Source organism: Stenotrophomonas sp. 28608_Sma, from assembly GCF_056486185.1.
Genome location: NZ_CM151308.1, coordinates 1350107 through 1363728, shown reverse-complemented (window position 1 = coordinate 1363728; position 13622 = coordinate 1350107). Strand labels below are relative to the sequence as shown.

Below are 13622 nucleotides of genomic sequence, written 5' to 3'. Positions count from 1 at the left end.
GCGCACTACCGTTTGCGCACTTCTTCACCACTGGGACGGCATGGGCGTGATCGGCCGACGTACAAGGATGCACGGCGCGAGGGCCGCGCTGGCGCTGGCAGCCTGCCTGCCACTGGCTGCAGTGGCGCAGACTCTCACCGATGCACCCGCATTGGACTGGGAACAGGCGCGGCAGCGCCTGGAGCAGGTCTCCGATGCACTGGCCGCCGCCGATGCAGCGGTGCGCAACAAGCAGGACCTGCAGGACGCCACGCGCCTGCTGCGCCTGCCGGAGATCACCGGCGAAGTGCGCCGGCTGCAGTTCCAGAAGACCCTCACCCTGCCGCTGGGCTCACTGGCCCCGGTGGCCGAGGCCTATGGCATCGACTCGCCGCTGTCGTTCACCGAACGCGACTGGCGTACCCGGCCCGTGGTTACCGCGGTGCTGCCGTTGTACACCGGCGGCGTGATTCCGGCCGCGCAACGTGCCGCCAGCGCCGCCCACGAGCAGGCCAGCGCCGAGCGCGAGGCTCAGCGCCAATCGCTGACCGTGCAACTGGCCCAGGCCTATTTCGGCCAGCGCCTGGCCGAGCAGGCAGTGGATGTGCGGCGCGACGTACGCGATGGCCTGAACCGCCACCTGTCCGACGCAGAGAAGCTGGAACGCGAGGGCTTCGCCACCCGCGCCCAGCGCCTGCAGGCCACCGTGGCCCGCGACAAGGCCGAGCGCGAATACCAGAAAACGGTGAACGACCTGGCCACGCTGAAGGCGGCGCTGGCCACGCTGCTGCGCAGTGGTGGCGAGGTACAGCCGGTGTCGCCGTTGTTCGTGCAGCGCGTGCCGCTGGAACCGGTGGCCAGCTTTGAGCGTACTGCGCAGGCACGCCAGCCGCAGATCGCACGCCTGCGGGCGATGGTGGCACAGGCCGAACAGGGCGTGCGCGTGCAGCAGGCCAAGCTGAAGCCACAGATCTTCGCCTTCGGCCAGTACGACTTTCGCCGCCGTGACGAGATGTTGACCGATCCGGACTGGGCATTCGGCATCGGCCTGAAGTACACCTTCCTGTCGCCGAACTCGCGGCCGGCGCAGATCAGCGCCGCGCGTGCGCAGCAGGACCAGGCCGAAGCGGGCCTGCGCGAGGCCGAGAACCAGGTCGCACTGGGCGTGCGCAAGGCCTGGAACGAACTGGAAACCGCGCGCCAGCAGTACGTGCTGCTCGACAGCAGCATCGCCCAGGCACAGGAAAACCTGCGCCTGCAGGAGCTGGCGTTCCGCGAAGGCCAGGCCACCTCGCTGGATGTGATCGACGCGCGGCTCGGCCTCGGCGGCGCCCGTGTCGAGCGCGCACAGGCCGCCTACCAATACGATATTGCGCTGGCACAGTTGCTGGAGGTCAGTGGACAGATGGACCGTTTCGAAGAGTTCCGGCGGCGTGCGGACGAGGTGATCGACCATGAGTGATGTGCTGCACGACGATGCAACGACGCCCCCGGCCAAGCGCCGCCTGGGCCCGATCCTGATAGTGGTGCTGCTGGTCGTGGTGGTGCTCGGCCTGTGGCTGGCCTGGCGCAGCCCGGCCGACCAGATCCAGGGCATGGCCGATGCCGACACCATCAACGTGGCCGCCAAGATCACCGCGCGCGTGGCCGAACTGAAGGTGCGCGAGGGCGACCGCGTGCAGCCCGGGCAGGTGCTGTTCCTGCTCGACAGCCCCGAAGTGGCCGCCAAGGAACAGCAGGCGCACGGCGCATTGGCCGCCGCACAGGCGGTGGCCGACAAGGCCGACGAAGGTGCGCGCAGCGAGGACATCCGCGCCGCCGAAGCGAACTGGAAGCGGGCTGAAGCCGGTGCGACGCTGGCTGAAGCGACCTACCAGCGCGTGCAGAACCTGTTCAACGAAGGGGTGATGACCCGGCAGAAGCGCGATGAAGCGCATGCCCAGGCCACCAGCTCGCGCGAACTGGCGCGTGCCGCCCGCGCGCAGTACGACATGGCCTTGGCCGGCGCACGCGAGCAGGACAAGCGTGCCGCGCAGGGCCAGGTGCAACAGGCACAGGGCGCGGTGGCCGAAGTCAACGCCGCGCGCGTCGAAGTGGAAGGGCGCGCGCCGGTGGCCGGCGAGATCAACAAGCGTATGGCCGACCCGGGCGAACTGGTGCCAGCGAGCTATCCGGTGTTCACCCTGGTCGACATCGACCGCATGTGGGTGGCGATGAACCTGCGCGAATCGCAGATGCAGGGCCTGAAGGTCGGCAGCAAGCTGCAGGGCAGCGTGCCGGCGCTTGGCCAGGACGGCGAGTTCGAGGTTTATTTCATCAATCCGGCCGGTGACTATGCGACCTGGCGGACCACCCGCCAGTCGTCCGGCTACGACGTCCGCAGCTTCGAGGTGCGGGTGCGCCCGGTACGCCGCATCGAGGGCTTCCGCCCCGGCATGAGCGTGCTGTTCGCATGGCCCCAGCACTGAGCCCCGACAGCAGCAGCTTCGCCGCCAGCTGGCGGCGCGAGCTGCGGTCGCTGCGCGGCAACCGCGCCGACCTGCTGCTGGTCACCCTGCTGCCGCTGCTGATGCTGGCCGTGATGGCGTGGATGTTCACGCCCTCGGTGATGCGCGACATCCCGATCGCCGTGGTCGACCTCGACCACAGCAGCGACAGCCGCCTGCTGCTGCGCATGCTCGATGCCAGCCCCGGCGTGCGCATCGCCAGCCAGCCGGTGGACCTGGAAGACGCACGCTCGCAGCTGCGCAGCCTGGACGTGTTCGCCATCGTGCTGGTGCCGCGCGACGTCACCCGGCAGGCGTTGCGTGGTCGCCAGGGCACGGTGTTCGCCTATTACAACGCCACCTACATGACCACCGGCCAGTCCGCGGCGCGCGATATCGGCGACGCGGTCTCGGCCTGGAACGCACGCCTGCTGCGCGAGCGCATCGGCCTGCAGGTCGGCCCGGGCAAGCTGCGTGCGGCACCGATCGCGGTGCAGTCGGACATCCTGTACAACCCGGCGCGCAGCTACGAGCTGTTCCTGCTGCCGCTGATCTTCCCGGCGGTGCTGTCACTGGTACTGGCGCTTGCCGTGGCCGGCAGTCTCGGCCGCGAGATCCGCGACGGCAGCCTGCCCGCCTGGCTCGGCCGCACACCGTGGCCGGCGATTGCCGGCAAGATCGCGCCGTACGTCCTGCTGTTCTCGCTGTATGGCGCGCTCGGCATCGGTTACCTGGCCTGGCTGCGCGGCGACGGTGTGGCCGGCAGCGTGCTCCTGCTGCTGCTCGCACAACCTCTGTTCTACCTGGCTACTGCCGCCTACGCGTTGTTCTTCGTCGGCGTCACCCGCGACATGGGTACCGCGCTGTCCGCGGTCGGCCTCAGCATCGGTACTGCACTGGCATTTTCCAGCGCCACCTTCCCGGTGCTGGACGGGCCGTTATTCACCCGCATCTGGCATCAGCTGCTGCCGCTCAGCGCCTATATCAAGCTGCAGACCCAGCAACAGTTCATCGGCTCGCCGCTGCAGGTTTCGGTATGGCCGCTGGCCACGTTGCTGCTGATGTCAGTGGTGGCTGGCGGCATCGGTGGGCTGCGCCTGATCGCCTTCACGCGTACGCCCGAAGCCGCGCAACCGGCGGGGGCCGACGCATGAGCGCACTGTGGCGCAGCCTGCGGCAGACCCTGATGGCGGTACTGTGCGACCGCTATGCGATCGTAGTGATGGTCGGCGCGGTAATCCTGTACTCGTTCTTCTACCCGGCCGCGTATCGCCACCAGGTGGCCGGCAACCTGCCGGTACTGGTGGTGGATGAAGACCACAGCGCGACCAGCCGCGAGCTGCTGCGAAAGCTCGACGCGTTGCGGGTCGCACGCGTGGTCGGGCAGCCTGCGGACATCGACAGCGCGCGCCAGCAGCTGGAAGCCGGTCATGCCGAAGGCATCGTGCTGATCCCGGCCAACCTGGAGCGCGACGTCCTGCGCGGCCATCCTGCCAAGCTGGTGCTGCTCGGCAACGGCGCCTACCTGGGCCGTGCCAGTTGGGTGCTGGGCAGCGTGGCCGATGCACTGGGCGCGTTCGGACGTGAGGCGGTGGTCGGCCAGGCGGCCTTCATGGGCGCGCCACAGGCACCACCGGTCACGCTGGTGCAGCGCCCGCTGTACAACACCCAGGAAGGCTATGGCAGCGCCATCGTGCCCGGCGTGGCCGAGCTGATCGTGCACCAGACGCTGCTGATGGGCATCGGCGTCCTGCTCGGCGGCCGTCGTCTCGCGCTCGGCCGGCGCCTGCGCTTCGACCTGCCGACGCTGGCCGGCATGGCACTGGGCTTCGGCCTGATCGGCCTGTTCGGCCTGTTCTACTACGCCGGCTTCACCGCCTGGGTGCAGGACTATCCGCGCGGCGGCAACCCATTGGGCCAGCTGCTCGGCGGCACCTTGTTCATCGCCGCCACAGTGGCCTTCGGCCTGTTCGTCGGCAGTTTCTTCCGAACCCGCGAACGCGCCTTCCAGTACATCATCGCCACCTCGATCCCGCTGTTCTTCCTCGCCAACCTGTCGTGGCCGGCGGTGATGACGCCACAACCGCTGGTCTGGCTGGCGCAGCTTCTGCCGACCACCTCGGGCATCAACCTGATGGTGCGCCTGAACCAGATGGACGCCCGCCTGGCCGAAGTCAGCCACGAACTGGTCACCCTCACCGTCCTGCTGCTGCTCTACGGCAGCCTCGCCAGCTGGCGCCTCCTCGCAAAAAAGGGGACGGAGGGGATTAAGTCGTAAACGGCCGGTTTGGGCGATTGCGACTTAATCCCCTCCGTCCCCTTTTTCCGTAACGTTCGAGTACTGCGGTGTGGAACGGGAAGCGGGGTCTGGCTGCGATCGATCAGCGGTAGACGCGTTCGCAGCGGCGTTCCACCACGCGGTCGCCGTTCTTCTGCTGGCTGTTGCCCTGGATCTGGCGACCGGCTGCACCACCTGCAACGGCGCCTGCCACGGTGGCCAGCTTCTTGCCGTTGCCGCCGCCTACCTGGTTGCCGAGCAGGCCACCGATCACGGCGCCGGTGGCGGTACCCGTGATGCGGTTCGGATCGCGCGAGTTGCGCTGCACTTCCACGTTCTTGCAGACCACGCGGCTGCCGTCGTTGAACTTGCGTCCCTCATCGCGCGGGCCATAGGTCTGCGCGCCGGCCACCGACGAAGCCGCCAGCAGGGTGCCCAGCACAAGCAATCGGGTCGAGGTCTTCATGGCCATCTCCTGAGTTCCGGTATGGCGCCAGTGTCCTCCCGCAGTTGGCAACCGGAAGTGAAATGCGCGTGTCCGCCACTTCATCGGCCATCGCACGTTCAGGAAGAAAATCCGCGCCCATCGCGACCAGCCGTCGCGATGGGCGCCGTCTCCCTGCCGGCCTTGCCCTCTTCTAGAACTCTTCCCAACCACCCGCATTGGCGGCCAGCGTCGGCTCGATCCGCGGCGACAGCACCGCGGGCCGGCGCACCGGCGCAACCGATGCCGCCACGGCTGCCAGCGCCGGGCGCACCGCGGCGGCAGCGGTCACCACCCCCGTGCGGAACACCGAAACCGCCTCGGCCAGCAGGTTGGCCTGCTCCTCCATCGAGCGTGCCGCTGCACTGGCCTCTTCTACAAGCGCCGCATTCTGCTGCGTGGTCTCATCCATCTGCACCACCGCCTGGTTGACCTGTTCGATGCCCGAGCTCTGCTCCTGGGAGGCAGCAGAGATATCGGCCATGATGTCGGTCACGCGCTGCACCGAGGCCACGATCTCGCCCATCGTGGTGCCCGCCTGGCGGACCAGCGCCGAGCCGTCGGCGACCTTGCCGACCGAATCCTCGATCAGCCCCTTGATCTCCTTGGCCGCACCCGCCGAGCGCTGCGCCAGCGTACGCACTTCGCTGGCCACCACTGCAAAGCCCCTGCCCTGCTCGCCGGCGCGCGCAGCTTCGACCGCCGCGTTCAGCGCGAGGATATTGGTCTGGAAGGCGATGCCATCGATGACGCTGATGATCTCGGCGATCTTCTTCGACGATGCCTCGATGGCCGACATCGTGGTGACCACCTGGCCCACCACTTCACCGCCCTGGGAAGCAACACCATGCGCGCCGATGGCCAATTGGTTGGCCTGCCGTGCATGCTCGGCATTCTGCTTCACGGTGGAGGTCAGTTCCTCCATCGATGCTGCCGTTTCTTCCAGGTTCGCCGCCTGCTGTTCGGTACGCCGCGACAGGTCGGTGTTGCCCGAAGCGATTTCACCTGCGGCCAGATTGATGCTGGAGGCGCTGGACTGGATGCGGCCGACGATCTGCTTGAGCTGGTCGACGGTGGCATTGCAGTCATCACGCATGCGCGCGAACACGCCATGGAAATCACCCTGCATGCGCACAGTCAGGTCGCCGCGCGAGATGGCCTGCAGCAGGGTCGAGACCTGCACCAGGTTCTCGTCGGTGGTCTGCATCAGGCGGTTGAGCCCGGCCACCATGTCGCGGAAATCATAGGCGAAGCGATCTTCGTCGCCGCGCAGGCTGAAGTCGCCTGCCGCAGCCGCTGTCGCCAACCGGCGGATCTCGCTGTTGATCGCCGACAGGCTGGACTTGGTTTCGTCCATCGCCTGGGTGATCGCCGCCTTCTCGCCCGGCAGCGGTTCCATGTCCACCGACAGATCGCCGCGTGCGTAGTGTTTCATCACCTCGATCAGCCGGTTCTGTACCTGCACGTGCGATCCAACCAGCGCATTGGTCTCATGCACCATGCGCCCGTAGTCACCGGGGAACGCGCTCTCGTCCATGCGGTAGCTGAGGCTGCCGGCATCGTGCTGGCGGGCCAGCTCTCCCTGTGCCGCCATCACCGACTGCAGCTGTGCCTGCATGCGCTGCATCGACTTCAGCAGCTGGGTCACCTCGTCGTTGCCGGTGGCGTCGATGCTGCTGTCCAGGCGGCCACTGGCGATGCCGTCGGCCAGCTTCACCGCTCCTTCCAGCGGGCGGGTCAGGCTGCGGGTGATCGCCCAGGCCGCCAACGTCCCCAGCAACAGGCTCAGTGCCCCGAACGCGATCGACAGGGTGCCGGTCCACGATTCGGTTGCGCGGTACTCTTCGCGGCTGCGTTCGGTCAGTGTTTCCTGGTGGCGCAGCAGGGCCGAAATGGATTCATTCCAGGCCGTTGCCAATCCGTGCTCGGCCAGCAGCTCCTTCGCTGCACCATCGAAATCCCCCGCCTTCATGCGCTCATGCAATTGCTGGGTTGATGCATCGGTGGCCTTGCGAGCCGCCTCGATGCGCGCGACCAGGGTATCGCCGGTAGCGTCACGCGGAATCTTGATGTACTTGGCCCAGATACCGTCATAGGTCCGCGACAACTCCTGGGCACGCTGGTAATCCTTGTCGAACTCGTCACCCCGCTTGATCACCATCAGGCGACGATGCATCAGCACCGCGTTGTTGGTATCAAGCATGTCATTCAACAGGCGCATCTTCACCATGTTGACGTCCACCACTTTCTCGAACTGGGCGGATTTCAGCTGATTCCCATACAGCACCAGGCCGACGATGGCCATGATGAACAGCAGCAGCAGACCGAAGCCGGCGCCAAGCCGGGATCCCACACGGAGATTACGTAAGGCAAGCATCTCAATTCCCTTGATCGTGGCCGTACGTTCGATGGCGGCGCAGCGGAGGGAAACTTTACGGGACTTTATATATGGACCGATCCAAATATATGGAACTGTGCAGGCAGTCAGAAAATGCGGCGACCGATAATGGCGCCATATCCTTATCGAATAGCGCTGACACGCCAGCGCCCGATGAAAATCACGCAGGATTAACACCATAATAACGCCACCCCATCCAGGGCGGCCCGGATTATCTGCGCCGGACACAACCGTCGCCCCGGAGGGCTACAGTCTGCAGATGACACGGATCCTGCACATCGAAGGCGCGTCCATCAACGACATCGCCAGCCTCTACGTGGAAATCAATCGTGTATTCATGGCCGACGAAGACTGGCCGCTGGGCGCAAGCCTGGACGCGCTTGATGACCTGCTGCACGGGGGCTACGGCGCGCTCGCCGGTCATGCCACCGCCACGGTGGTGTGGCGCGACATCGCCCACAGCCGCGAGGCACTGGGCCGCGAGACCACGCGCGCCTGGCTGCAGTCGAAACTCGATCAGGGCGGCAGGTTCAACGGTCCGGCCATCCACGCTCAGTTGACGGCACTGTCGCTTGGCCAGGGACAGACCTACTTCGAGATCGTCATGGAGATCTTCGGCAGCCATCCGCAGATCACCCTGGTGCCAGGCTGAGCACTCTGCAGCAACCAGCCTCATCAGCTCAAAGCTTGGCCAGGGCCTCGCCCAGACGGCGTGGGAACGCCACTTCGCTGGCCAGGTGCCATGCGCGTGCATTGGCGCCCAGCCGGGTCCACTCGGCCTCGTCCATCGCCAGCGCACGCTCGACGGCGTGTTCCAGCGCCTTCTCATCCACATGCCAGGTCCTGGACAGATGGCAGGGCTCGCCCTCGTGCGCGGCAACCAGGATGCCGCGGCTGTCGTCGATCATCTGATTCATCGGCGCGCCATCGCAGGTGATCACCACCGCCCCGCAGCTCATCGCTTCCACCAGGTAATGGCCCCAGCCTTCGGTCTGCGACAGGCACAGGTGGAACGCATGTTCGTTCTGCAGGCGCTGCACCTCCTGGTCGGGCAGCCGCTCGCGGACGATCCGCAGGTTCGCGGCCCCGCCCTCATCTTCGTCCGAAGGGCCGCCGCGCAGGATGGTCAGCAAGGGCCACTCCGGATGGCGCTTCCAGACCTCGACCAGCGTTGCCGTGCCCTTCATGCGGCTGGTACCGGCCGCATGCAGGAAAGTGCGCGGCCTGCGCGGCACCGCCGGGTCGTAGCGGTCACGGCTGCAGAAACCGACTTCCAGCGCGCGCATGCCCAGCGCATTGAAGATGCGCGTAGCGTCTTCGGTCTTGGTCAACAACGCATCGAACCGCGGCAGGATCCGCAGGCTGCGTGCGGACACCCATTCCGGATTCGGAATCAACAGATTGACCTCGGCCAGTCCGAAGCTTGCCGGCCGGACATGCTCCAGCGAGATGTTGATGTCGAACCGGGCCGGCGTGCGCCCCAGGCTCAGCCACGAGGCCAGCAGCCTGCGCAGGCACATCCCGCGGAGCTTCCAGGCCCCCCCATTGCGCACCGCGTCCAGACGGCTGACCGTCACCGTGTGCCCGAGCTGCTGCAACGAGCGCTCGATCACCTGGATGTCATGGGACAGGCCACGCTGGTTGTCGGCGGCCAGCAGGTGGATATGCGCCATCAGGAGGGACTCCCTGGCCGGCGCAGGTCGCGCGCAGGCAAGGCGGTCGCCAGCATGAAGCCCAGCACCAGGTAGAAATAGAACGAATGCGGCATCGCCCGGTAGAACACGTTGTCCGTGAACGCCGACAGCGCATAGACGATGACCACGGCAAGTCCGGCGGTGGCGATCATCGCGGTGATGTCGTCGGCGTGGCCGAGGCGCCGCACGAAATGGATGCCCGGCAGGATGAAGACCAGCAGCATGATCAGCAGCAACGGCACGCCACCGGTCACCGCCGCTTCCAGGTACTCGTTGTGCGGATGGTTGTAGCGGAAGATCGACTCGGACACCTCGCCGCGGGCGATGCCCTCACGTGCATAGGTACCGAACTGGTTCAGGCCCACCCCTGCCACGGGATGCTCGGCGAAGGCGTCGACCGCCACGCCCCACATAGCGATGCGCTCACGGACCGAGCCGACCTCGTTTTCCTGGTTGAAACCGGAGATCTCGCCACTAACCTCACCGAAGCGCTGGATCACCTCATGGTTCAGCACCGAGGTGGCACCGACCACGCCAATGACCAGGGCACCGACGAAGGCCAGTGCCCCCCGCCAGCGCCGGGTGCGCCGGACGTGCACCGCAATCACCATCAGCATGGCGGGAATGAACGCCAGGATCGGTCCGCGGCTCTGCGCCAGGATCGAACCGTAGACGCCGACCGCGATGGCCACGCCGTGCAGCCAGCGTTCGGCCGGATGCACATTGGGCTGGATCAACCGGATGACCGAGAACAACGCCATGCACAGCGTCACCATGGTGAACTCGATGGCCGTCCATTCGCCGCCACTGAAACCGTGCGCGCGTTCAAGGCCCATCACGTGGTGCTGCACGATGCACGACCCGCCGAAGACCAGGGTGGACACGGCGAAGATCTTCCAGATCAGGCGCCAGTCCAGCGCAGTGGCGAACACGGCAGCGGTGCCCAGGTAGAGCAGTGTCTGCGCCGGCAGATCCAGCTCGTTCCAGCGCAGCCCGTGCCAGAGGATGCTGTAGAAGGCATAGGCCAGGCGCAGGAAGCAGACGATCACGATGAACCGGGCGATGCGGTAGCGCAGGCGGACATCGGGCTGGCGGCGGATCAGAACCACGCCGGTGACCAGCAGGGCCAGCAGCAGCACCGCCTTCAGCAAGGTGTAGGGTGCGGAGCCGGCAAGCGGAACGATGGCGACCAGGATGCTCAGCAGGACGGTACGCCAGGTGTAACGAGGTTCGGCGGCCATGCAGGCTGCAGTCATGCTTGTTCTTTCCATCAACGCCCGCCCGGGGGATAAGTCGCCCCGGTTTCCATGGAGGCCGCTTGGCGGAAATCGCCGGGGCTGACACTACCGTGGGCCCCTGGGGAAATCAACCAAAGTGCCGGCGCAGGGGCGCAGGCGTTGGCACACGGACAGCCCCCGGGCCCAGCGCGGGTGCCGCGGATCATCGACCGCCCCAGGTCGCTACACTAATGTCCTCTCCGGCCATGCCTGCGCGTGGCCACGCCCCGACGCCCTGCCAAGACGCGAAACGCCCCAAGTGACTGATACAAAAGACAACACCAGCAACGCCAAGGCGTCCAAGGAACACACCCCGCTGATGAAGCAGTTCTTCGCAGCCAAGTCCGACTATCCGGACCTGCTGCTGTTCTTCCGCATGGGCGACTTCTACGAGCTGTTCTACGACGATGCGCGCAAGGCCGCGCGCCTGCTCGACATAACCCTGACCCAGCGCGGCAGCTCCGGCGGCGCACCGATCCCGATGGCCGGCGTGCCGGTACATGCCTATGAAGGCTACCTGGCACGGCTGGTGGCGCTGGGCGAGTCGGTGGCGATCTGCGAGCAGATCGGCGACCCGGCGCTGGCCAAGGGCCTGGTCGAGCGCAAGGTGGTGCGCATCGTCACCCCCGGCACGGTCACCGACGAGGCGCTGCTGGATGAACGCCGCGACACCCTGCTGATGGCCCTGTCGCGCAGCAAGCAGGGCTACGGCCTGGCCTGGGCCGACCTGGCCGGCGGCCGCTTCCTGGTCAACGAGGTGGAAACCGACGACGCGCTGGAAGCCGAACTGGCACGGCTGGAACCGGCCGAGCTGCTGGTGCCCGATGAAGAGAACTGGCCGGAGTTCCTGCGCCAGCGCACCGGCGTACGTCGCCGCGCGCCGTGGCTGTTCGCTGCCGACAGCGGCCGCCGCCAGCTGCTGAATTTCTTCAAGCTGCATGACCTGAGCGGCTTCGGCATCGACGACAAGCCGCGCGCCACCGCTGCGGCCGGTGCCCTGCTTGGCTATGTCGAGGAAACCCAGAAGCAGCGCCTGCCGCACCTGACCTCGATCGCGATGGAAACCGCCGGCGAGGCGATCGCGATGAACGCCGCTACCCGCCGCCATCTGGAACTGGATACGCGTGTTGATGGCGACACCCGCAATACGCTGCTGGGTGTGCTCGACAGCACGGTGACGCCGATGGGCGGGCGCCTGCTGCGGCGCTGGCTGCACCGCCCGCTGCGCCTGCGCGAGGTGCTCGTACAGCGCCACCATGCGGTGGAAACCCTGATCGATCGCGGCAGCGATGCGGACATCCGCGAGCAGTTCCGCCGCCTCGGTGACCTGGAACGCATCCTCACCCGTGTCGCGCTGCGTTCGGCGCGGCCGCGCGATTTCTCCACCCTGCGCGATGGTCTGGGCCTGCTGCCGGCGGTGCGCGACGTGCTGGCGCCGCTGGATTCGCCGCGCCTGCAGGCCCTGCATGCCGCGCTGGGCGAACACGATGAGTGCGCGCAGCTGCTGGCCAGCGCCATCGCCGAAATGCCGCCGCTGAAGCTGAGCGACGGCGGCGTGCTCGCCGATGGCTTCGATGAAGAGCTGGACGAGCTGCGCCGCCTGTCCACCCATGCCGACCAGTTCCTGGTCGACCTGGAACTGCGCGAGCGCGAGAGCAGCGGCATTCCCACCCTGAAGGTGGGCTACAACCGCGTGCACGGCTACTACATCGAAATCAGCAAGGGCCAGTCCGACCGTGCGCCGGTGCACTACACCCGCCGCCAGACGCTGACCAATGCCGAGCGCTACATCACCGAAGAACTGAAGGCGTTCGAGGACAAGGTGCTGTCCGCGCGTGACCGCTCGCTGTCGCGCGAGAAATACCTGTACGAGCAGCTGCTGGATACCCTTGGCACGCAGCTGGAACCGCTGAAGCAGTGCGCCGCTGCGCTGAGCGAACTGGATGTGCTGGCCGCCTTCGCCGAACGCGCGCAGGCGCTGGACTGGGCGCGCCCGGAGCTGCAGGCCGAGCCGTGCCTGAAGATCGAGCGCGGCCGCCACCCGGTGGTCGAGGCGGTACGCGAGCAGCCGTTCGAACCCAATGATCTGGACCTGCATCCGGACCGCCGCATGCTGGTCATCACCGGCCCGAACATGGGCGGCAAATCGACCTATATGCGGCAGAACGCGCTGATCGTGCTGCTGGCCCACATTGGCAGCTTCGTGCCGGCCAGCCGTGCGCTGATCGGCCCGATCGACCGCATCCTCACCCGCATCGGCGCCGGCGATGACCTCGCGCGCGGGCAGTCGACCTTCATGGTCGAAATGGCCGAGACCAGCTACATCCTGCACCACGCCACCGCGCATTCGCTGGTGCTGATGGATGAGATCGGCCGTGGCACCTCCACCTACGACGGCCTGGCACTGGCCGATGCAGTGGCCCGCCACCTGGCCTACCAGAACCGCTGCTACACGCTGTTTGCCACCCACTACTTCGAGCTGACCGCGCTGGCCGACGAACAGCACGAGGGCGGCCGCAGCGGCATCGCCAACGTGCATCTGGATGCCGTCGAGCACGGCGAAGCGCTGGTGTTCATGCACGCAGTGAAGGACGGCCCCGCCAACCGCAGCTTCGGCCTGCAGGTGGCCGCACTGGCCGGCCTGCCGCGCGCCACCGTGGCGCAGGCGCGTCGTCGCCTGGCCGAGCTGGAGCAACGTGGCGGTGAAAGCCATGCCGCCGAACTGGCGCCGCAGGCGCTGGATGCGCCACAGCAGTTCGGGCTGTTCGCAGCACCGTCGAACAAGGCCCAGGAAGCGCTGGCCGCCATCGACCCGGACGAGCTGACCCCGAAGCAGGCGCTGGAAGCCCTGTACCGGTTGAAGGCGCTGCTGTAACCGCAGCGCACGCCCAAGGCCTCCCCGCCTACCTTGCGGGAGGCCCATCGAAAGGTTCTGCAAATCCGATTCTGAGTTTCAATTGACAGAATCTATCAACCTGAATGGATCATTCGATTATTCATTTCATCTGGCCCTAGCTAAAGTCGAG

10 protein-coding genes are annotated in these 13622 nt (G+C 66.7%); 6 read left to right on the top strand and 4 right to left on the bottom strand.

The genetic code is table 11. The features are described from left to right. Window positions 1-40: 40 nt before the first annotated feature. From ACZLHH_RS06225 to ACZLHH_RS06210, 4 genes are read left to right on the top strand one after another with little or no spacing between them, the layout of a single operon-like run. Window positions 41-1441: a TolC family protein gene (locus tag ACZLHH_RS06225; protein WP_180845138.1), complete on the top strand. Its 1401-nt coding sequence runs from the start codon at window positions 41-43 to the stop codon at window positions 1439-1441. Beyond that, window positions 1434-2447, top strand: coding sequence for an HlyD family secretion protein (locus ACZLHH_RS06220; RefSeq protein ID WP_180845137.1), 1014 nt, complete (start codon window positions 1434-1436; stop codon window positions 2445-2447). Before ACZLHH_RS06225 ends, ACZLHH_RS06220 begins: the two co-directional genes overlap by 8 nt. After that, window positions 2432-3619, top strand: a complete 1188-nt coding sequence (locus tag ACZLHH_RS06215; RefSeq protein WP_180845136.1) for an ABC transporter permease — start codon at window positions 2432-2434, stop codon at window positions 3617-3619. Before ACZLHH_RS06220 ends, ACZLHH_RS06215 begins: the two co-directional genes overlap by 16 nt. Further along, window positions 3616-4743, top strand: coding sequence for an ABC transporter permease (locus ACZLHH_RS06210; protein ID WP_180845135.1), 1128 nt, complete (start codon window positions 3616-3618; stop codon window positions 4741-4743). Before ACZLHH_RS06215 ends, ACZLHH_RS06210 begins: the two co-directional genes overlap by 4 nt. A 103-nt stretch (window positions 4744-4846) precedes the next feature. Here ACZLHH_RS06210 and ACZLHH_RS06205 read toward each other — a convergent pair whose 3' ends face one another. Both ACZLHH_RS06205 and ACZLHH_RS06200 read right to left on the bottom strand, forming a co-directional pair. Beyond that, the gene (locus ACZLHH_RS06205) at window positions 4847-5215 is read right to left on the bottom strand and encodes a glycine zipper 2TM domain-containing protein (RefSeq protein ID WP_032127541.1); all 369 of its coding nucleotides are present in this window, start codon (window positions 5213-5215) and stop codon (window positions 4847-4849) included. Between the two features lie 166 nt (window positions 5216-5381). Next, window positions 5382-7604 (bottom strand): methyl-accepting chemotaxis protein, encoded by a 2223-nt coding sequence (locus ACZLHH_RS06200; protein ID WP_180845134.1) that lies wholly within the window; start codon window positions 7602-7604, stop codon window positions 5382-5384. Window positions 7605-7884: 280 nt separating this feature from the next. Between ACZLHH_RS06200 and ACZLHH_RS06195 the strand changes: the two genes are divergently transcribed. After that, window positions 7885-8277: a barstar family protein gene (locus tag ACZLHH_RS06195; protein ID WP_180845133.1), complete on the top strand. Its 393-nt coding sequence runs from the start codon at window positions 7885-7887 to the stop codon at window positions 8275-8277. A 28-nt stretch (window positions 8278-8305) separates the two neighbouring features. On the opposite strand, the gene ACZLHH_RS06190 is transcribed toward ACZLHH_RS06195, so the two are convergent. Together ACZLHH_RS06190 and ACZLHH_RS06185 are read right to left on the bottom strand one after the other, a co-directional pair. After that, the gene (locus tag ACZLHH_RS06190) at window positions 8306-9298 is read right to left on the bottom strand and encodes a glycosyltransferase (protein WP_180845132.1); all 993 of its coding nucleotides are present in this window, start codon (window positions 9296-9298) and stop codon (window positions 8306-8308) included. Beyond that, entirely contained in the window at window positions 9298-10575 is a 1278-nt protein-coding gene (locus tag ACZLHH_RS06185) for an O-antigen ligase family protein (protein ID WP_032127545.1), read from the bottom strand. Before ACZLHH_RS06185 ends, ACZLHH_RS06190 begins: the two co-directional genes overlap by 1 nt. A 340-nt stretch (window positions 10576-10915) precedes the next feature. On the opposite strand from ACZLHH_RS06185, the gene mutS reads away from it, so the two are divergent. Further along, window positions 10916-13471, top strand: coding sequence for a DNA mismatch repair protein MutS (gene mutS / locus ACZLHH_RS06180; protein ID WP_219635086.1), 2556 nt, complete (start codon window positions 10916-10918; stop codon window positions 13469-13471). The last annotated feature ends 151 nt before the right edge of the window (window positions 13472-13622 follow it).